Below are 20,450 nucleotides of genomic sequence, written 5' to 3' on the forward strand. Positions count from 1 at the left end.
AATACAGAGAAGACCAAGATGCAACACGACATCCGTTTCCAGTCCGTCAATGAAGACAACTTTGAAGACATCATGGATCTGGAACTTCATCCGGAGCAGGAAGGCAATCTGGCAAGCAATGCTTACTCCGTGGCCCAGATGGCGTATTACGATAATTTTATCGGTTACGGCATTTACCTTGGGGAAGAGCCGGTCGGCTTCATCATGCACGCCGTGCTGCCGGAACTGGCGGACCCCCAGGAACTGGCGATCTACCGCTTCATGGTGGGCAAACGCCACCAAGGCCAGGGCATAGGCACGCAGGCGCTGCGCCAGCTGATTAAGCGTTTGCCGAGCGACTTTCCCCGCGCCGAGCGCATCACCATCTGTTACCACTCGGACAAGCCGGAATTGCGCGCTTTCTACCAGAAGCTGGGCTTTGTGGAAGTGGGGTTCGATCCGGATTCGTTTGGCGAGGATGGCAGCGGGCCGGGCGACAACGTAGCGGAAATCCGCCTGCGCTGATGCTGAACGGCAGGCATGGCGCCAGATGTTTGCTGGTCTTTTCTGTACGGCCGCGCAGATTGCGGCGCCATGCTCAATATTCCAATGAAATTGCCGATATGGTTCATCATGACAAAAGAAAACCGTGATGAACCTGACCCCGCTTTTTGGCGCGCAAAACGGCCTTGGCCGGCTGCGCGCCATTTCTACCTCGTCCAAACTGGCCGACACCAATGCTCCCCGCGCCGACACGCCCCCCTTTGCTAGACAGCAAGGGCGTGCAAGTGGGGTCCCCCGAATCGCGCTTCGGCATGAGCCGGCAAAGCCTGCAGCTGCTCAAGGCCTATGATGTGCGTAACATCTCCGGGCGCGACTTGTATGATCTGGTTGACGTGTTGGCGGCGAATCATGATATCGACCCGCAACTGGCGGCCGACATACGCGGCAATATCGACTCCAACGGCTGGAAAACCGGCGTGGAACGCAATGCGTTGCAAATGTATGACGACGCCCGCGATGCCGTGGTGGCTGCCGTCAAGTCCGGCAAGCAGCTTCCGCGCTTTGCCGACTCTTCGCTGCGTTATCAGGAAAAGCTGCTGAGCCTGTTCAAGCAGTTGGCCGGCTTGCATGACGCGCTGCAAAAAGATGCGCGCGTGGAAACCGCAGCGGAGGGCGGCGCGCGCCAGGCCGCCAATCTGATGCGGCTGGATCGCTGGATGGCCAGCGCCGATCGAAACCAGCAGCAGGGCCTGCCTTTGCCTCCCGCCTGCAAGGATACGTATTTTTCCATCACCGAGACGATGGATGCCTTGGGCATAGACGTCAATCCGTCGCATGAGGACCTGACGCGAACCGAAACGCTGGCGCGGGCGCGCGACGGTTACCTCAAATGGCGGGACCAGCACCCCGGCGAAACCCTTGCCATAGAACTGCAAGCAGACAAGCCCGACGATCCGTCGGTCAACACCGCCAACGCGCAGCCTGCCGCGCCGCAGCCGCAAGAGGATGCCCAGGCGCGCGCGCAGGATGCGCGCCAGGACAAGGCCAATTTATTGGCCCAGGCGCAATACGGCATGCCCATCGCCATGCTGCAGTTGATCAAGAGCGTGGACTTCAACAAGGTTTCCGCCCAACAGCTCAAGCAGTACGCGGGTTTGCTGCGCGATTACGGGGTGATCAGCCAGGATGATATGGATGCGCTGACGCCGTTTATCCGGAGCGGCGAGGGAAGCCCTGCCAGGTATTTTCACGATGATCTGGCGGATGCCTCGCAGCAGGTGCAAGAGTCCATCGAGTCGCGCGACCCGGAGCTGAACAACCCGCAGGCCCTGGCGCGCCAAATGAACCGCAGCGCCAACAATAAGCAAGCGCTGGCGCTGATCACCCGCCTGAGCCAATTGCACCAGCAATTGCAGTTTGATGACCGCGTGCAAGCCATCTCCGGAGATGGCCTGCGCCAGGCCGAGGATTTGGCCGCCTTCCAACGTTGGACCCAGGTTGAGCAGAACCCCGTCAATCGCCCCGAAGATGTCGCGCCGGAGTTCAGCAGCAAGGACCAGGCGGAGGGCATACTCCGCGTGCTGCAGCGCATGGGCGTGGCATTGACGCCGCTGCAGGGCAACCCCGGCCCCAGCGCCCGTCTGGAATCGGCCTGGAAAGACTACCAGGCATGGCGCAAGCTGAATCCTGCCACCCAGCCGAGCATGCCGCTTACGCCGTCCGCCAGGCTGGATGCTTATGCCTGAGGGCATCATCGCTGTTACTAGGCCTGCTTGATATGTACTCCAGGCTGATGTGGCTCGCCATTACCATGTCGCATGCTGCTTTGCCGATTGCAAACATTAGTCAGAACACAAGTGTCCATTGGGGAGACGACTCAAACCACCAGGTAGTTTATGCACAGCAATTGGTTTGCTTCATGAGTGTGTGAAATATTATTAATTAATACCAAACACACTTGCAACAGAAGGGCGCTGTTGCACAAATCCTGAACAGGACGAGTTTCCCCTTTCCCCAAACGGATTTACGCCACCGGCACCGTGCACGGCCGGCCCAACATGCTGAAGCGGTTCAAGATGGCAGCACGTACCTGCAGCTCTGCCACTTGACCATCGAAACGCCGGGCCATCACCCTCTCGCCTAGCCGTTTAAAGCAATACATCTTGGTTTCCACCAAGCTGCGGCGATGGTAGCCGCTCCAACGCTTCCAGATCGCCCGGCCTAGTCGCTTGGTGGTCCGCAGAATCTCATTCCGCGCCAGCACTCCCAGCACACTTCCTTTCCACGGTCTCGCATTCTTGCGGCTCGGAATGCACCCAATCGCGCCTCGCGCGGCAATCGCCTCATGGCACGCCTTGGTATCAAAAGCCCCATCGCCGCTCACGCAGCCTATCGGCTCGTCGGCCGGGATTTGCGTCAATAGCGAAAGTAGCATTTGCGCATCGCTCTGGCGGTTGTCGGTTACCTCGATGGCGCGGATTTGCAGGGTTTTCGCATCGATGCCCAGATGCACCTTGCGCCATTGCCGGCGATATTCCGCGCCATGCTTCTTGGTTTTCCACTCACCTTCGCCAAGCATCTTGATGCCTGTGCTATCCACCAGCAGATGCAGCGCGCCAGCACTTTTCTGGTAGGGAATTTTGACCTGCAGCGTCTGCTGCCGCCTGGATAGCGTGCTGTAATCTGGGACGCTCCAGTCCAGACCCGCCAACTGGATCAGGCTTTGGATGAAGCCGATGGTCTGCCGCAACGCTAGTCCAAACAGGTTCTTAATGGTCAGGCAGAATTGAATAGCGGCATCGCTATAGGTCTGCGTCCGTCCGCGCTTGCCCCGAGGAGTTGCCCGCCATGACATGCTTGTGTCCAGCCAGACGGACAGGGAGCCGCGCTGGATCAGGGCTCGGTTGTAGGCTTTCCAGTTGGTGGTTCGGTAGCGTTTCGGAGGGGGCTTGGTCATGCCACTATCTTACCAAGCCGCGCTGGGGGAGGGTTTGTGCAACAGCGCCGGGGGTATTTTGGGGTTTTGAGACTAGGCTTGAAAAGCCGGGGTGGTGCGAAAGGAGAGACTCGAACTCTCACGCCTTGCGGCGCTGGAACCTAAATCCAGTGCGTCTACCAATTCCGCCACTCTCGCATTGTGGTGTAGGCTTGCAATCGCGGGGTTCGCCCGCATCTGCCGCCTTGAAGAGGACGGAATAATACCGCAAGGAATCCGGCATGACAAGTCTTGCCGACAGTCGGAAACTTATTCCCTTCGGCATGGTCTGTTGCTTACAATTCCAAAATATTTCCAGAACAACCAACTCAGGAGAGTTTCACATGCACCCCGACTTCCAGACGGCCTACCAGTCGACCCCTATGGCCGATGTGCGCAACAAAGTGCTGCGCAATACCTACGGCCTGCTGGGCCTGTCGATGATCCCTACCGTGATGGGCGCCATTGTCGGCACACACATGAATTTCGCGTTCCTGGCCGGCAGCCCCATCATGGGCATGCTGCTGATCATGGCAGTGTTCTACGGCCTGGTATTCGCCATTGAAAAGAACCGCTACAGCTCTCTGGGCGTGTTCCTGATGCTGGGCTTCACCTTCCTGATGGGCGTGCTGCTTGGGCCTTTGCTGCAGTTCGCGCTGAAGTTTTCCAATGGCGGCCAGCTGATCATGACCGCAGGCGCGGCCACTTCCGTCGTGTTCTTCGTGATGGCCGGCATCGCCTCCACCACCAAGCGCGACCTGTCCGGCCTGGGCAACTTCCTGATGGTCGGCGCCATCGTGCTGATGGTGGCCGTGGTGGCTAACTTGTTCCTGCGCATGCCGGCCTTCCAGCTGATGATTTCAGCGGCCTTCGCGCTGTTCAGCTCGCTGATGATCCTGTGGCAGGTGAAGACCGTGGTCGACGGCGGCGAAAACAGCTACATCTCCGCCGCGCTGTCGATCTACATCAGCATCTACAACTTGTTCACCAGCCTGTTGCAATTGCTGCTGGCCTTCGGCGGCAACCGCGATTGATTGCGATCTTGGCCCGCTTGACGGGCGGCAAAAAGCCCTCCGGTTTCGGTAATGCCGTTCACTTAAGGATTTTCGGGCGACTTTTCTGGCCTTGAGAGCACAGGAATCCACAAAAAAAGCACCGTTTCCCATGCACGGAGACGGTGCTTTTCTCTTAAGTGAACGGCATTTTGCTTTCCTGGCGCAGATCTTGCTGAACCTTAAAGCTGGTTGACTCTTTATTTCGGCTCCCATGGTTGGCAAGGCTCACAAATACCCTGATTTCAAAGCACTTTCTCAACAGATTGATCCTGAGTGGATCGCTCATGCGCTGGCGGTAACCGGCAAGGCCCGTGTACGGCGGCGTAAATTGCCGGCCGAGCAGGTCGTCTGGCTGGTGATAGCACTCGCCATGTACCGGCATCAGTCCATTCCAGAAGTCGTCGCTCATCTCGATCTTGCCCTCCCTGACGAGGTGAATCCGGATATCGCCAAGAGCGCCTTGACTCAGGCACGTCAGCGACTGGGAGAAGAGCCGTTAGCCCTGCTCTTTGGACTCAGCGCAGCAGCCTGGGATGAGCGGCATCAGCATGGGAGAACCTGGCGCGGCTTGGCCCGCTACGCCATTGATGGCAGCACCCTGCGCGCTTCGGATACGCCGGAGAACCGCCACCATTTCGGCGCACAAGCCTATGCCTCCGGCGTAGTGGCCAGCTACCCGCAACTCCGCCTACTCACGCTGACTTCACTGGCGACGCATCTGGTACGCGCAACCGTCTTTGGCGAATACGGCAAGAACGAAATGCGCTATGCCCGCGACCTGCTCCAAGCGATTCCAGACCATTCGCTGACCGTGTTCGACAAGGGGTTTCTCAGCGCCGAACTGTTGCTGCAGGTTCAGCAGCACGGCAGGGAGCGTCACTGGCTGATCCCGGCCAAAAACAACAGCAAATGGGAGCGCTTGGATCTTCATCCAACGGATTACCGCGTCAGAATGAAGGTCTCGCCGCAGGCTCGTGAACACAACCCGACCCTTCCGCTTTACTGGGAAGCGCGGGCAATCGAAACCATCTCGCGGCATGGCCACCGCCGCATCCTGCTGACCTCCTTGTTGGATACCCAGGCTTGGCCGGCCAAGGAACTCGCAGAGCAATATCAAGAGCGCTGGCGCATCGAGACCAGTTACCGCGAACTGAAGCAGGAAATGCTAGGGGGCGAACTGACGTTACGTAGCGGGACTCCAGAGGCCGTCCGACAGGAAGTTTGGGGTGCGCTATTGGCCTACAACCTGGTCCGGCTGGAGATGGCCGAAGTGGCGCGGGAGGTTGGTGTCGTGCCAACCGATCTTAGCTTTACAACGGCACTGCATTATTTGCGCTACGAGTGGAGCTGGCTGGCGATTAGCAGCCCGGGCACCTTGCCGGCGCGTTTACTGCGCCTGCGAGAGCGTCTTGGAGAGCTGCTGCTCCCCAAACAACGGCGGGGGCGTGAATGCCCCCGCGTGGTGAAAAAGCTGCCGTCCCGTTACTCGACCAAACAGGTTCGATCCGTTAAGTGAACGGCATTACCGGTTTCGGAGGGCTTTTTTTATGGGCGCGGATCAGATCGCCTGTTCGTTGGTTTCGCCGGTGCGGATGCGCACCACCTGTTCCACTGGGGTGACGAAGATCTTGCCGTCGCCGATCTTGCCGGTGCGGGCGGCGGCCACGATGGTGTCGATGGCGCGGTCCACCAGATCATCCGGCAGCACCACCTCGATTTTCACCTTGGGCAGGAAATCCACCACGTATTCGGCGCCGCGATACAGCTCGGTGTGGCCTTTCTGGCGGCCGAATCCCTTGACTTCAGAGACGGTGAGGCCGTTGACGCCGATCTCCGACAGCGCCTCGCGCACTTCGTCCAGCTTGAACGGTTTGATGACGGCTTCGACCTTTTTCATTGGGCAATGCTCCTGATAAAACGAATGATGTTCGGGTAAATCAAAAAAAATTTCGATGCGGCCCCGGAAAGTCCGGTTCCGCCTTAAATGCGGCGATGTTTTGCTGTATTATGACGCCCTTTCCTGGTACTTGTCGCGGGTGTCTAATGTCTTACATTACCAAGCTGCGCGGTGGCATCGCTCTGTCACCGTTTCGTCTTGAAAAACTGCAAGCGGCAGCGGCCGATGCCGGTTTTAAGGATCTCGTCCTGACAGCCGAGTATTGGCATTTCGCGGAAAGCGACAGCGAATTGACGCTGGAGGAAGTCGGCGTGCTGGGCCAGTTGCTCAGCTACGGCGAACCGCCGCTGAGCGAGGAGCCGAGTGGCGAGCTGTTCCTGGTCACGCCGCGCCTGGGGACCTTGTCGCCATGGGCGTCCAAGGCGACCGACATCGCCCGGCACTGCGGTTTGCCAAACATCCGACGGATAGAACGCGGCACTGCATTCCGAATCCAGTCCGCCGATAAATCTTCAAGTAAAGAGGCTCGCCACATCCTGGCGAGCCTCTTGCACGATAGGATGACAGAGACCGTTCTATCCTCGTTCGACGAGGTGGAAAAGCTGTTCGTCCATATCGACCCGCAACCGATGACCACGGTTGACGTGCTGAACGGCGGCCGCGCCGCGCTGGAGCAAGCCAACGCCGAATTGGGCCTGGCGCTGTCCGACGACGAGGTGGAATATCTGGTTGAGAACTTCATCAAGCTGAAACGCAATCCCAGCGACGTCGAACTGATGATGTTCGCCCAGGCCAACTCCGAGCACTGCCGCCACAAGATCTTCAACGCTCAGTTCATCATCGATGGAGTAGAGCAGGGCAAATCGCTGTTCCGCATGATCCGCGACACCCATGACGCGAATCCGCAAGGCACGCTGGTGGCCTACAAGGACAACGCCTCGGTGATCGAGGGCGCGTTCATCGAGCGCTTCTACCCGCAACCGGGCAGCCACCAGTACGCCTACACCAGCGAACCCACCGACATCCTGATGAAGGTGGAAACGCACAATCATCCGACGGCGATTTCGCCGTTCCCCGGCGCATCCACCGGCAACGGCGGTGAAATCCGGGACGAAGGCGCCACCGGGCGCGGCTCCCGCCCCAAGGCCGGCCTGACCGGCTTTACCGTGTCCAACCTGAATATCCCTGGCTTCAAGCAGCCGTGGGAGCTGTACCGCGACGAGCAGCCGGAATACGGCAAGCCGGGCCGCATCGCCTCGGCGCTGCAGATCATGCTGGAAGGCCCGATCGGCGGCGCGGCGTTCAACAACGAGTTTGGCCGCCCCAATCTGGCAGGCTACTTCCGCACCTTCGAGCATGAGTTCGGCGGCGAGATGCGCGGCTACCACAAGCCCATCATGCTGGCCGGCGGCCTGGGCAACATCCAGCAGCAGCAAATCCACAAGAACGAAATTCCGGAAGGCGCGTTGCTGATCCAGCTGGGCGGCCCGGGCTTGCTGATCGGCCTCGGCGGCGGCGCGGCGTCGTCCATGGACACCGGCGCCAACAGCGAGAATCTGGACTTCGACTCAGTGCAGCGCGGCAATCCGGAAATCGAACGCCGCTGCCAGGAAGTGATCGACCGCTGCTGGCAGCTGGGCGAAGCTAACCCCATCGTCTCCATTCATGACGTGGGCGCGGGGGGGCTGTCCAACGCCTTCCCGGAACTGGTGAACGACGCCGGCCGCGGCGCCATCTTCCACCTGCGCAAGGTGCATCTGGAAGAGAAGGGCATGACGCCGATGCAGATCTGGTCCAACGAGGCGCAGGAGCGCTACGTGATGGCCATTCTGCCGGAGGATTTGGACCGCTTCACCGCTATTTGCGAGCGAGAACGCTGTCCGTTCGCGGTCATGGGCGTGGCGACCGACGACGGCCGCCTGCAGGTGCGCGACGACTACTTCGACAACAATCCGGTGGATATGCCGCTGGACGTGCTGCTGGGCAAGCCGCCGCGCATGACGCGCGACGCCAAGACCGTGGAGTCGCCATTCGAGGTGCTGGACGCCTCGCAGTATCCGCTGCGCGAAACCGCCTACCGCGTGCTGCGCCACCCCACCGTGGCCGACAAGTCCTTCCTGATCACCATCGGCGACCGCACTGTAGGCGGCATGACCGCGCGCGACCAGATGGTGGGGCGCTGGCAGGTGCCGGTGGCGGACGTGGCCGTCACCACCATGAGCTTCAACACCTATCGCGGCGAGGCGATGGCGATGGGCGAGCGCACGCCGTCTGCGCTGCTGAACGCGCCGGCTTCCGGCCGCATGGCCATCGGCGAGGCGCTGACCAATATCGCCGCCGCCTTTGTCGGCCACCTGGGCAACGTCAAGCTGTCCGCTAACTGGATGGCGCCGGCCGGCCACCCGGGCGAGGACGCCAATCTGTACCGCACGGTGGAAGCGGTGTCCGAGTTGAGCCAGAGCCTGGGCGTCAGCATCCCGGTAGGCAAGGACTCGCTGTCGATGAAGACGGTATGGCAGCAGGACGGCGAGCAGAAGTCCGTTACCGCGCCGTTGTCGCTGGTGATTTCCGCCTTCTCCCCGGTTGAGGATGTGCGCAAGACCGTCACGCCGGAGCTGAAGGACGTGAAGGACAGCGACCTGATCCTGATCGATCTGGGTTACGGCCGCGGCCGCCTGGGCGGCTCCATCATGGGGCAGGTGTGGAAGGATATGCGCGGCCGTTCGCCGGACGTGGAGAACCCGCTGCAATTGTCCGCCTTCTTCAACACGGTGCAGTCGCTGCTGCGCGACGACATGTTGCTGGCCTACCATGATCGTTCCGACGGCGGCTTGTTCGCCACGCTGGCGGAAATGATGTTCGCCAGCCATATCGGCATCAGCGTGGACCTGCAAGAACTGGTGATCGAGCGCCAGAACACCCAACGCATGATAGACGACTACGTGCCGCCGGCGCAGGAAGCCGCCACCCATGGCCGCATCATGCGCGTGCTGTTCTGCGAAGAGCTGGGCGCGGTGCTGCAGGTGAAGAAGTCCGACACCGCGGAAGTGATTTCCCGCTTCATGAAGGCCGGCATCGGCCGCGAGCTGTTCGTCATCGGCCGCACCAACAGCTACGACCGCCTGGTGATTCGCCACAAGGGCAAGGATCTGTTCAGCGAGAGCCGCAGCGAGTTGTTCTGCGCCTGGTCGGAAACCAGCGCCCGCATGCAGCGCCTGCGCGACAATCCTGCCTGCGCCGACAGCGAACAATTGCTGCGCAGCCACGCCAAGTCGCGCGGCCTGTTCGCGCAGCTGTCGTTCGACGTGCACGGCAATCCGGCCGCGCCGTACATTTCCACCGGCAAGCGTCCGCGCATGGCCATCCTGCGCGAGCAGGGCGTCAACGGGCAGCTGGAAATGGCCGCCGCCTTCGACCGCGCCGGCTTCGACGCAGTGGACGTGCACATGAGCGACATCATCGCCGGACGCGTCGCGCTGGCCGACTTCAAGGGCCTGGCCGCCTGCGGCGGCTTCAGCTACGGCGATGTGCTGGGCGCAGGCGAGGGCTGGGCCAAGAGCATCCTGCTCAACCCGCGCGCGCGCGACGAGTTCGAAGCCTTCTTCGGCCGCGGCGACACCTTCGCGCTGGGCGTGTGCAATGGTTGCCAGATGATGTCCAATCTGTCGGCCATCATCCCGGGCGCGGAGCACTGGCCCAAGTTCCGCCGCAACGCGTCGGAACAGTTCGAAGCGCGTTTCAGCATGGTGGAGGTGGTTGCCTCGCCTTCCATCTTCCTGTCCGACATGGCCGGCAGCCGCCTGCCGGTGGTGGTCAGCCATGGCGAGGGCCGCGCGGTGTTCGCGCCGGGCGCGCAGGACAAGGCGTTGACGGCGTTGCGCTACATCGACTTCGATGGCCGCGCCACCGAAACCTATCCGCTGAACCCGAACGGCTCGCCGCTGGGCGTCACCGGCGTCACCACGCCGGACGGCCGCTTCACCATCATGATGCCGCACCCGGAGCGGGTGTTCCGCACTGTGCAGAACAGCTGGCATCCGGCGGATTGGGGCGAAAACGGGGGCTGGTACCGCATGTTCGCCAGCGCGCGGCGCTGGGTGGGGTAAGCCCGACTCGCATGCAAAACGGAAGCCCTCGGGCTTCCGTTTTTTTTGGGGCTTAGCCTAGTGGCCGGGCAGCGCGCAGCAGGCGGTCGCGCACCGCGCGCCAAGCGGGCTCGTCAGGAGGCAGAACCACCAGCACGGATGAGCAGCGGCTGCCATCGGCCTCGTGCAAGGCGGCGTACAGCGCCTGGGCATAGGCGTCAGGAGTGGACGGCATTTGCCGGAACCATGCCGGCGCCGTGCTTGGCGCGTCGATAGCCAGCACTGCGCATTCCTGCCACAGCACAGCGGAGGATTCGGCCTCCTTCCGCTCTATCCGGTAGCAAGGCTGGCGCGGCGAGTAGTGCAAGGCCAGGTTGCCAGGCACGCGCGGCGCGTCGGGCGCCGCCTTTTCCGCCAGATCAAGATAGGGCGCCAGCATGTCGGCGCTAATGGCACCGGGCCGCAGAATGGCTGGGCGCGGGCCGCTGAGATCGAGAATGGTCGATTCAATGCCTACCGCGCAGGGGCCGCCGTCCAGCACGGCTGCTATCTGCCCTTCCAGATGCGAGCGCACATGTTCCGCCGTGGTGGGGCTGATGCGGCAGAACGGATTGGCCGAAGGCGCGGCAACCGGCCTTTGCAGCCGGTCCAATACCTGCTGCAGTAAGGGATGGTTTGACCAGCGCAGGGCGACGGTATCCTGGCCGGCGTTGATGATGGCGGGCACGTCGCTTCTGGCCGGCAGCACCAGAGTCAAGGGGCCGGGCCAGAAGCGCTCGATCACCGGCCAGGCAGGGTCGGGCACGCTGGCAGCCCAGTTCATCAAGTGACCCAGTCCTGGCAGGTGGACGATCAGCGGATGGTCGGCCGGCCGGTTCTTGGCGCGGAAAATCGCCGCGACGGCCTCGGGATTGGTGGCGTCGCCGGCCAGGCCGTAAACGGTTTCCGTAGGCAAGGCAACCAGTTGCCCCTGGCGCAACAGCGAGGCGGCCAGATCCAGGTCTTCGGGTGTAGGGTGAAGGGACTTCATATTTCTCTATCGCGTTAGGGATTGCAGACGTCGCAATATTGCGGCGAGACCGGCGCGCCCAGCGTTTCCTGGCGCATGGCCAGGCAACAGGGGCATTGCCAGCGGCGAACGCCAGGCTGCCGGGTGGGTGCGCCGCAGTCCTGGCATGGCGCGCCAGCGAGCGGGGCGATTTCGCCGAAGCCCGGCACGCCGCAATCCGGGCATGGACTGGCCAGCCGAGCGGCCAGCTTTTCCGCGCAGCGGGCGATCATGGCCATCCGGGTGGGGTTGCGATGGGCGCGCATATCGGTTTCCAGATGCAGCGGACCCGCCGCCAGGTGCGTTTCCAGGTGCGTGCGCAGCGCGCGCTCGTCGCGCAGCGATTTATCAAACGCCGGCTCGCCGGGCCGGCCGACGATCAGGCCGTGCGCGGGGAAATCGGCCTGGCGCAACAGCTCGGGCAGGCCGTCCAGGCCATTCAGCATCCAGTGGCGGTAATGGGTTTCCGGCCCGCTGATCCATGCTTCCACCGCGTATTCGCGCGCCGCGTCCCAATAAACCAGCAGCTCCGTCGCCCAGGCGCAGCTGCCCAGCCAGGGATCGCCGCCGAAGCTGCCTTCGCTGCCGATGCCATGCGGCAGCCCGCTGATCTCGCAGGCCAGCTTGGCCTTGGCCAGGGCCGCGTCGCGCTGGCTGCCGGCGCGCGGCGTCTCCCCGGTGAATGTGCCCAGGCTGTCGGTATCGAAGCTATCCACCAGGGCGACTTGCCAGCCGATGCCGGCCAGAGCGGGCCCCAGCGCCGCCTGCTTGCCATGGAGGGTCAACAGCGCGGCCTTGCGATCAAGCATCATGCCGCCAGCCTCCATCGGCATGCCAGCGCAGCGGCGTCTCGCCATGCACACAGTACAGATGCAGCCAGCCGTTTTCGATCAACTGCTTTGGTAGCGGCTGGCGGGACAGGGCGGCGGCCAGCTTGTCCGGCGGGGCGTCGATGCAGGCCGCCAGCCGCAGCGGCGCATGGCGCAGGTGCTGGCCATCGTGCACGGATTGCCAGGACAGGCCGATGCGCAAGTCGCCGCTATTGCCTTCGAACACGCCGATGCGGCCGCCCACCACATTGTGCAGCAGCTTGTTGCCGCTGCCGAAGCGGCGCGGATCAACGGTGGAGGCGAAATACTGCATATTGATCCAGTGCGCCACCACCATGGGCGCGGCCAGAATGGCTTCCAGTCCTTTTCCATCCGCGTCTTCGCGCCAGTTGTAATCATGCAGGAAGGCGCGGCCTTGCAGGTCCAGGCGGCTGGTCTTGCCGCGCGGCGCCGCGATGAACAGCGCATTGCCGGCCAGCGCCCATTCCGGGCGCGTTTCCGCCCAGTCATCGCCTTTTTGCCGCATTTTTTGCAGCAAGGCCTGATCGCCGAGGCTGGCGTCCAGATTGACCGCCGGCGCGCGCCGCTGCCTGGCCAGTGCGGCGGCGTCGCGCAATTGCGCCTCAAGCGCGGGCAGGCGGGCGCGGACATCGGCCGCCAGCGCATCGGTGTCCAGCAGCAGAATTTCATCGCTGTGCGTCAGGTGCAGCGCCGGCAGGAAAACGGTATCCGCCGGGACGGGCTGGCCTTGCTCGGCCAGCAGCGCGCGCAGCGCGGGATCGTTCAACCAGCTGGCCAGCAGGCGGACATGCTGGTGGCCGCCATGGCCGCCGCAGGCGCCGCATTGCAGCGCGGCGGCTTGCGGATTATTGCTGGCGTGGCTGGCGTGGCCGGTCAACAGCACCCAGGGCGCAAGTTCACCATTCAGCCCCATCGCCGGCAGCAAGCCCGCCGCCAGCTTGGCCTTCTGCTCCAAGGGCAGCGAGGCTTGCGGCACAGGGGCAGCGCTGTGCCGGCTCAGCCATGGGTCCAGATCCGGCAGCTGGGCCTGGCGCGCGCGCGGCAGGCTGCGGCGGGCCAGGATGGCGATTTTGCCCAGACCCATGCTTTCCACCAGAGCGAAACCGGCGGCGGGGGAGCGTTGGAAGTTTTGCCACCCGCTGCGCCGCGCCGGACGCGGTTGGGAGGCAGGCGAGGTGGCTTCCCAGGCAGGGCCAAGCAGGACCGGGAGGCGCGGTTGAGCGAATTCGCTGCCTGGCGGCCGGTAGGCCAGCGGCAGGCCGAAAAAGCCGGCGAAGCCGTGGGTGCGGCATGCGGGAATGGTTTCTTCCAGCGCGCGGCGCAGCGGCTCCGAGCGCACATCGATGCAGAATACGGCTTGCATGGCCGGGCGCGTACCGGTTTGCGCCGGCGAGGGGCGGCATAGCGCTTGCGTCAGCGGCAAGTGTAGGGACAGCTCGTGCGCGCGCTGCCAGACTGCGGCAAACGGGTTGGCGCGGCAGTCTCCATGATGTTGCCATGCATGGCGCCAAGACGCCCAGGCGCTGCCGGCGTCGCGCCGGCCATCGTCCAGCAGGCATTCCCAGGCCAGCTGGATGGCCAGGAGTTCTGGCAAGTGCCTGTCGCTCTCGCCCGCCAGCTGGGCTTGCCAGGCGAGATAGGCGCACCAGCCGGCCCAGCCATTGTTGCGCATCAACAGCGCTTGCAGCCACGGCGCGGCCCAGTCGGCATCCGGCTGCAACTGGGCGATGCCGGATACCAGCATGGACTCGGCATCGGCAGGCAGACGTATCGCGTGCTGTCGCAAACGTTCCCGCATTTGCTGCGATGCGGTCAAACCATAGGGATGGCGCATCTGCTCCCGCCAGGCGGCGTAAAACCCCTGCTCGTGCGACAAGTGCCAGTTGGCCTGGTCGCGATCGAACCATGCGGCGCAATACTGGCTGATCTGCTGAATGACGACACCGGTCCAGCGCTGCGCGCTCATCGGCCCGGCAGGGGCGGGGCAGAGCTCGGTAAGAAGGAGGGGCGCCGCAGGGGGCGTGAAAGACTGGCGCGCCCGTTCCAGCCAGGTTTCCAGCGAATCGGTGCAGCCAGCCTCGTTCAGCGCGGCCTGCAAGGCATCGCGAGTGATTTCGCCGCTGCGCCAAGCGGCCAGGTATTCGCTTTGCGGCAGATGCAGCGGGCTGTTGGCCACATGAAGCAGGTTATCGGCCGCCTGCTTGAAGGAGCGATCGCGCAAACCCCAGTAAGGCGAGCTGGCCACCAGGCTGTCCAAGGGCCAGGATGGGGCAATGGCGGATAGGGCCTGTTCCACAGCCTGCTGCCATGGCGAGGCGAGTTTAGTCATGGCGGCCTCCTTTCAGCGACAGTTGCCAGGATGGGGTCGGAGTCTGCTGCCGGGGCTGGCGCCAGGCGAGCATGCACCACCATTCGTCGAGATGAAAACCGGCGAAGGCATGCGGATAGAGCCGCCGCGCCAGCCAGCCTTGCGGGTGGCGCAGCAATTCGCCCTGCAGCAGGAAGGCCGCGGCAAAAATCGCGCCAAGCAGCCATTGGCTCCACGCCGCGGGGGGCTGCCCGTGCCACGGCAGCGCCAGCGCCGCCAACGCATGCAGCAGCAGATAGGATTGGCACAGCGCCAGCGTCGCCAACAGGCCCGCCGGGCCGCGCAGCAACACGCCCATGCCCAGCCCCATGCATAGCCAGAACAAAGGCGGCACCGTTGCGGCCGGCAGCCAGCGTTGCCACAGCCATTGCGAAACGGCCAGCGCCAATACGGCCAGCGCGCCGCGAGCAAGGTGCGCTGGCAGGCTGTCGGCTTCGTCTCCGCCGGCCAGGCGCAGCGCGGCGCTGTCGCGCACGGCGTTTCCTGCGCTCAGAAAGGCATGCGCCTTATACAGCGAATGGGCCAGCAAGTGCAGCAGCGCCAGCGAATACAGGCCCATGCCGATTTCCAGCAGCATGAAACCCATCTGGGCGCAGGTGGACCATGCCAGCCGCAGCTTGACGCTGATGCGAGTCAGCATCACCAGGCAGCACACTGCCGCGCTCAGGCCGCCCCACAGCATCAGCAACGCATTGGCGGCGGGCGCGGTTTGCAGCAAGGGCGCCGCCTTGATCAGCACGATGCCGCCCAGGTTCACCACGCCGGCATGCAACAGGGCGGAAATCGGCGTGGGCGCTTCCATCACCTGGGTCAGCCAGCCGTGGAAGGGCAACTGGGCGGTCTTGATGCCCGCCGCAGCCACTAGCAATACGACAGCCAGCGTGGCGTAGCCATGGTTTTCGATCGAGATCGGCGCCGTTGCGGCTGCCGTCAGGTCCAAACTGCCGCCGGCGCTGATCCAGGAGAGTCCGGCGGCGATCAGCAGAAGCTCCGCCAGCCGGCTGGCGCGCCATTCTCGCCGCGCCGCCAGCTGGGCGGCAGGCCGGCCGGGGTAAAAGGTCAGCAGCGTTTGCAGCGCCAGGCTGCACACTATCCACGCCGCCAGCATCGGCAAAAGATGGTTGCCTTGGACGACCAAGGTGACGGAAGCCAGCAAGCATCCCAGCGCGCGCAGGAAACGGTGCTGGCCGGGTTCGCCTTGCATGTAGCGGCGTGAATAGCGCAGCACCATCCAGCCCAGTAGCTGAATCAGCGCCTGCATCAGCCAGGCAGCGGCGAACCAGGGCGCAGATGGAGCAAACCAAGCTAAAGGCAACAGCAACAAGCCGCCGCAGAGGGCGGCCGCTTCCGCCGCCCGCCAATGCGCGCGCAGGACATGGCCAGGCCAGAAAGTCGGCAACAACCAAGCCGCGGCGATGGCCATCGGCAGGGCCGCGAGCGGGTCAAGGGGCATGATGGGCTCCGTTTTTTATCCTGCTTGAACTTTGCCCGATGGATTGTGTTCAGTAAAATAGATTAAATATTAGTTTTTATTCTTTTATATAGAACGATGAATCGACTCAACTACCATCATCTGTATTACTTCTGGTCGGTGGCCAGCGAGGGGCACCTCACCCGGGCCGCCGAGCGCTTGCATGTTTCGCAATCGGCGTTGTCCGCGCAAATCCGCCAGCTGGAAGAGCAGCTGGGCCAGCCGCTGTTTCTGCGCGAAGGCCGCAAACTGCAATTGACCGAACTGGGCGCGGTGGTGATGCGTTACGCCGAGGAGATTTTTGCCCTGGGCAACGAGCTGCTGGCCAGCGCGGCGTCCAGCGAAGGCAGCGGCGGCACCTTGCGCATCGGCAGCGTGGCGACCTTGTCGCGCAATTTCCAGGATTGGTTTCTGCAGCCGGTGCTGCGCCAGCAACAGGTGCGGCTGGTGCTGGAAGCGGGCAGCCTGGAGGAGTTGCTGGCCAGGCTGAAGGCGCACGAGCTGGACGTGGTGCTGTCGAATCGGCCGGTGCTGGCCGATGACAAGCAATCGTGGCGCTGCCGCACCCTGGCGCGCCAGCCCGTGGTGCTGGTGGGGCCGCCGCTGGAGATGGGGCGGGATTTCCAGATCGAGCGCGATCTGACGCGCCTGCCTTTGCTGGTGCCCAGCCGCAAGAGCGAGGTCCGCCTGCGCTTCGACCTGTTGTGCGAGGAAATGGCTTGGAAACCGCAGATACGGGCCGAAGTGGACGACATGGCCATGCTGCGTCTGTTGGCGCGCGACGCGGGTGGCGTGGCGCTGCTGCCCGCCATCGTGGTGCGCGACGAGCTGGAGAAAGGTTTGCTGCAGCAGTATTGCCTGGTGCCTGAGGTAGAAGAAACGTTTTATGCCATTACCGTGCAGCGGCGCTATCTGTCGCCGCTGTTGACGCAATTGCTGCGCGAGGTGGAATGAGTTCGCAATGTCAAACGCATTTCGGATAGGATGCGGATTCCTGCTTGTGGAGACAGACTATGCGTTTGACTAAAATCATGCATGTTGCGATAGGCATGCTTTTCGCCTGCTGCGCTTCCTTTACGCTGGCTGCGGGCTTGCGGCTGCTTGATATTCCAGCCACCAAAACGATTCCGGCATTGAAGGCGGCGATTTGGTCTCCGTGTTCAAAGCAGCCGGAGAGCAGCCAGGTCGCAGCCTTCATGGTGAGCGCCAGTCGCAATTGTCCTTTGGATGTCGATAAGCTGCCCCTGATCGTGATTTCTCACGGTTTTACCGGCAGCATGTACAGCCATCATGACAGCGCGGAAGCTTTGGCTGATAACGGATTCCTAGTGGTGTCCCTCAACCACACCGGGGATAGCGGGATGAGTATGAAGTACCCTTGGGACATGTTGGCTTTTGAAAGACGGCCAATCGAGATCAAAAGGGTGATTGACTATATGCTGGGCGAGGCGACCGAAGCCTCGCGAATCGATTCCTCCAGGATAGGCGTCATGGGTTTCTCGCGCGGCGGCTTTACGTCCTTGGTCATTGCGGGCGGCGAGCCAGATTTTGCCGGTTCGGAAGTGCGCTGCAAGATGGATCGTCCGCTGTGCCGACAGCTTGAGCAAGAGGCCAGGGGAACCCGCCAATGGGTGCGCGACGATAGAGTCAAGGCTGCCGCAGCGCTTGATCCGCTGAATGCTTTTCCGAGTGCCGCCAATCTTGCAGGCATCAAAATTCCCGTGTTTCTGTGGATTTCGGAGAAGGGCGGTGATGGCGTAGAACCGGACACGGAGGCCAAGCTGCATAAACTGCTGCCAACCTTGCGCGATTACAAAGTACTGCAAAACGCGGGCCACTTTGCCTTCCTTGCGCCATGCGCGGAGGCGCTGGTCAAGGAAGAGCCGGAAATCTGCCAAGACGCGCCAGGTTTTGACCGAACGGCATTTCATCATGATTTGAATGCTTCGTTGGTGGCTTTTTTCCGGACCGCCCTGATGCCATAGGGCCTGCAGCCGCTTAACCGGCCCAAAGCCGGCCCATGGGCCAAGCGGGAAAATCGCTAGTCCGAAATGCTCTCATGCGCTCCAGCGTCGCCGCGTTTCCAGTAGCCGGCCACGCGCATCCGCTCCTTATCCAGCCCTTGCGCCAGCAAGTGCTTGTGCAGCGGGCGCATTTCGCCGCTTTCCCCCGCGGCCCAGACATAGCCTTCGCCAGCGGGCAGGGCAGACTGCGCGATGGCTTGCAGCAGATCCTGCCCGCGTTTGCGGTAACGCCAGACGATTTCGATGCCGGCCGGGGCGGCAAGCGGCAGCCGGCCATCCTCGTCGTCCACCAATATCCACGCTTGCCCGCGGGCGCCGGCCGGCAATGTTTCCAGTCTCCGGGCGATGGCCGGCAGCGCCGATTCGTCGCCTATCAGCCAATGCCAGTCAAAGCCGGTCGGCACCACGCGCGAGCCGCGCGGGCCGCCTATGCCCAGGTAGTCGCCAGGTTTGGCATTCGCCGCCCACTGCGCGGCGACGCCGCCGGCGTGCACCACAAAGTCGATATCCAGTTCGCCCTTGGCCGCATCGTAACGGCGCGGGGTGTAGTCGCGCATGGCCGGCTTGGGCCTATCCGCTGGAAAGCTCATGCCGCTCTCGCCGATGACGGGCGCGGCCGGCATGGTTTCGCCGGAAGCGGGGAAGAACAGCTTGACATGGTCGTCGAAGGAGGCTGAGACAAATCCTTCCAGGTCGTCGCCGCTCAGGGTGATCCGCAGCATGGCGGGCGTCAGCCGCGTTACCCGGCTGACTTGCAGCAAGCGGAAGCGAGTGGCGTGGCGCAGTTTTTGTATCGTCAGATCTTGAGTCATATGGCGCTCCTTAGGATTGGGCTTGGCCGATGATCTCGGCGGTGGCGCGTTGCAGAATGGCGGCGATGCGGCGCTGTTCTTCGGCGTCGGCGTGATCGCGCAGCAGCAGCGCATGTTTGAGGGCGCGGCGCGCTTCTATCATTTCCTTGGTCCAGCCGGCGGCGCCGTCTTCGCCTATTTCCTCGCCGGCATAAGCGCGGCGCGCCAGCTCCATCTTGCGGCCGATATGGCGCAGCTTGGCCAGCATCAGTTCCACATGCTCTTTTTGCTCCGCCAGCCGATTCTGGCCCGGCTGGGAGATGGAGTAGCACTTGCGGTTGCCGCTGGCGGCCACCGTCACCTGGCCCAGTTCTTCCAGATAGGTCAGCGCCGGGTAAACCATGCCTGGGCTGGGGCTGTAATAGCCGTTGGAGCGGCTGGCCAGCTCTTTGATCAGCTCATAGCCGTGAGCCGGTCGCTCATTGATCAGCGCCAGCAGCAAAAGCTGCAGATCGTCCGCGCCGAACTTGCGGCCGCGCGTCATTTCGCCGTCGCCGCCGCGGTGGCCGCGCCCGCCATGGCCACGTCCGAACGCATGCGCGCATAGATTGAAAAGGTGTTTTGCTTTCATGGCATCCTTGTTTATATCTTAAGATGTAAGTTTTAAGATATATATCGTAAGAGTGCTTGTCAAGATAAAGCTTGCTTGTGACAGGGCGCTTCCGTTTATGCATGCCTGGCGCTGGCCGGAAGGGCGGGAGGCGACTTGAGACGGGAATGGCAAGAGTCGCCTCCCCCGATAAGTCAGACGAGGCAGGCGGCAGGGCCAAAGAAGGGAGGTGCCGATGGCGGCTGAATGAGGACGTTAGCTTCTGCGCGGCACGGCGAGGATGCGCGGCGAGTGGCCACAGTAAGCCAAGAAGCGCGCCAGATCGGCCACCGGCACGCTCAAGGTGGCGGTGTTGACCAGCGGGTGACACAGGATGGCGTCCGCGGCCCACAGCGCCTCGTCCACTACAATAGCGACGTGTTGATTGCCGTCGTTGACGGCGGCCAGCAAGGTGACCGAGCCCGGCTCCAGGCCCAGGTATTTATTCAGCCGCTCCGGCGAGGCAAAACGCAGGCCTTTGACGCCCAGCATATCGCCCAGGGCCTTGATGTCGACGCCGGCTTCGGCGGGCACGGCCACCAGAAAGTGACTGCGCCCCTTGGCGTCGCAAAGGAAGAGATTCTTGCATTCCGCGCCGGGCAGCTCAGGGATCACCCGCGCGGCTTCTTCGCAGGTATAGACCGGCGGATGCTCGAATCGCTGGTAGCGGATTCGCTGCGCATCCAGCAGGCGATACAGGGCATGCTCCATGATGAGTCTCCTGATTCTCTGTCGCTCGAAGCTAGCATGTCTG

At 62.8% G+C, this 20,450-nt stretch carries 16 protein-coding genes and 1 tRNA gene; 7 read left to right on the forward strand and 10 right to left on the reverse strand.

Annotation, left to right across the window (positions count from 1 at the left end; all coding sequences use genetic code 11):
• Nucleotides 1-18 precede the first annotated feature (18 nt).
• On the forward strand, nt 19-504 hold the full coding sequence (locus BI343_RS19925) for a GNAT family N-acetyltransferase (protein WP_071108566.1): 486 nt from the start codon (nt 19-21) through the stop codon (nt 502-504).
• A gap of 257 nt (nt 505-761) precedes the next feature.
• On the forward strand, nt 762-2,228 hold the full coding sequence (locus BI343_RS02790) for a hypothetical protein (protein ID WP_139165621.1): 1,467 nt from the start codon (nt 762-764) through the stop codon (nt 2,226-2,228).
• Between the two features lie 278 nt (nt 2,229-2,506).
• Here the strand turns inward: BI343_RS02790 and BI343_RS02795 are convergent, their stop codons facing one another.
• Nucleotides 2,507-3,439 (reverse strand): IS5 family transposase, encoded by a 933-nt coding sequence (locus tag BI343_RS02795; protein ID WP_071108568.1) that lies wholly within the window; start codon nt 3,437-3,439, stop codon nt 2,507-2,509.
• Nucleotides 3,440-3,531: 92 nt separating this feature from the next.
• A tRNA-Leu gene (locus BI343_RS02800) sits at nt 3,532-3,616 on the reverse strand.
• Between the two features lie 185 nt (nt 3,617-3,801).
• On the opposite strand from BI343_RS02800, the gene BI343_RS02805 reads away from it, so the two are divergent.
• Both BI343_RS02805 and BI343_RS02810 read left to right on the forward strand, forming a co-directional pair.
• Nucleotides 3,802-4,491 (forward strand): Bax inhibitor-1/YccA family protein, encoded by a 690-nt coding sequence (locus tag BI343_RS02805; protein ID WP_043627613.1) that lies wholly within the window; start codon nt 3,802-3,804, stop codon nt 4,489-4,491.
• Nucleotides 4,492-4,723: 232 nt separating this feature from the next.
• Entirely contained in the window at nt 4,724-6,028 is a 1,305-nt protein-coding gene (locus tag BI343_RS02810; protein WP_071108569.1) for an IS4 family transposase, read from the forward strand.
• Between the two features lie 42 nt (nt 6,029-6,070).
• Here the strand turns inward: BI343_RS02810 and BI343_RS02815 are convergent, their stop codons facing one another.
• A complete protein-coding gene (locus tag BI343_RS02815) occupies nt 6,071-6,409 on the reverse strand; it encodes a P-II family nitrogen regulator (RefSeq protein WP_071108570.1) in 339 nt (112 codons plus the stop codon).
• Nucleotides 6,410-6,555: 146 nt separating this feature from the next.
• Here BI343_RS02815 and purL point away from each other — a divergent pair, with 146 nt between their 5' ends.
• The gene (gene purL / locus BI343_RS02820) at nt 6,556-10,515 is read left to right on the forward strand and encodes a phosphoribosylformylglycinamidine synthase (protein WP_071108571.1); all 3,960 of its coding nucleotides are present in this window, start codon (nt 6,556-6,558) and stop codon (nt 10,513-10,515) included.
• A 52-nt stretch (nt 10,516-10,567) separates the two neighbouring features.
• Here purL and BI343_RS02825 read toward each other — a convergent pair whose 3' ends face one another.
• The 4 genes from BI343_RS02825 to BI343_RS02840 are packed head-to-tail and all read right to left on the reverse strand — an operon-like array spanning nt 10,568 to nt 16,214.
• On the reverse strand, nt 10,568-11,524 hold the full coding sequence (locus BI343_RS02825; protein WP_071108572.1) for an L-threonylcarbamoyladenylate synthase: 957 nt from the start codon (nt 11,522-11,524) through the stop codon (nt 10,568-10,570).
• Between the two features lie 14 nt (nt 11,525-11,538).
• Nucleotides 11,539-12,354 carry a DUF6671 family protein gene (locus tag BI343_RS02830; RefSeq protein WP_139165622.1) on the reverse strand — a complete coding sequence of 272 codons (816 nt, stop codon included), beginning with the start codon at nt 12,352-12,354 and terminating at the stop codon, nt 11,539-11,541.
• Nucleotides 12,344-14,722: a YbcC family protein gene (locus BI343_RS02835; RefSeq protein WP_071108574.1), complete on the reverse strand. Its 2,379-nt coding sequence runs from the start codon at nt 14,720-14,722 to the stop codon at nt 12,344-12,346. The genes BI343_RS02830 and BI343_RS02835 overlap by 11 nt, the downstream gene beginning before the upstream one ends.
• Nucleotides 14,715-16,214 carry an NADH-quinone oxidoreductase subunit L gene (locus BI343_RS02840; protein WP_071108575.1) on the reverse strand — a complete coding sequence of 500 codons (1,500 nt, stop codon included), beginning with the start codon at nt 16,212-16,214 and terminating at the stop codon, nt 14,715-14,717. The genes BI343_RS02835 and BI343_RS02840 overlap by 8 nt, the downstream gene beginning before the upstream one ends.
• 96 nt (nt 16,215-16,310) lie before the next feature.
• Between BI343_RS02840 and BI343_RS02845 the strand changes: the two genes are divergently transcribed.
• Together BI343_RS02845 and BI343_RS02850 are read left to right on the forward strand one after the other, a co-directional pair.
• Nucleotides 16,311-17,186, forward strand: coding sequence for a LysR family transcriptional regulator (locus BI343_RS02845; RefSeq protein ID WP_043627624.1), 876 nt, complete (start codon nt 16,311-16,313; stop codon nt 17,184-17,186).
• Nucleotides 17,187-17,245: 59 nt separating this feature from the next.
• Nucleotides 17,246-18,217 carry an alpha/beta hydrolase family protein gene (locus BI343_RS02850; protein WP_083340769.1) on the forward strand — a complete coding sequence of 324 codons (972 nt, stop codon included), beginning with the start codon at nt 17,246-17,248 and terminating at the stop codon, nt 18,215-18,217.
• A 56-nt stretch (nt 18,218-18,273) separates the two neighbouring features.
• On the opposite strand, the gene BI343_RS02855 is transcribed toward BI343_RS02850, so the two are convergent.
• The 3 genes from BI343_RS02855 to BI343_RS02865 all read right to left on the reverse strand — a co-directional run bounded on the left by BI343_RS02855 (nt 18,274) and on the right by BI343_RS02865 (nt 20,407).
• Nucleotides 18,274-19,068 carry a siderophore-interacting protein gene (locus BI343_RS02855; protein WP_071108576.1) on the reverse strand — a complete coding sequence of 265 codons (795 nt, stop codon included), beginning with the start codon at nt 19,066-19,068 and terminating at the stop codon, nt 18,274-18,276.
• 10 nt (nt 19,069-19,078) lie between these two features.
• Nucleotides 19,079-19,678: a PadR family transcriptional regulator gene (locus BI343_RS02860; protein ID WP_071108577.1), complete on the reverse strand. Its 600-nt coding sequence runs from the start codon at nt 19,676-19,678 to the stop codon at nt 19,079-19,081.
• 234 nt (nt 19,679-19,912) lie between these two features.
• Nucleotides 19,913-20,407, reverse strand: coding sequence for a prolyl-tRNA synthetase associated domain-containing protein (locus tag BI343_RS02865; RefSeq protein ID WP_071108578.1), 495 nt, complete (start codon nt 20,405-20,407; stop codon nt 19,913-19,915).
• Between the last annotated feature and the right edge of the window lie 43 nt (nt 20,408-20,450).

The organism is Chromobacterium amazonense, assembly GCF_001855565.1.
Lineage (GTDB): Bacteria > Pseudomonadota > Gammaproteobacteria > Burkholderiales > Chromobacteriaceae > Chromobacterium > Chromobacterium amazonense.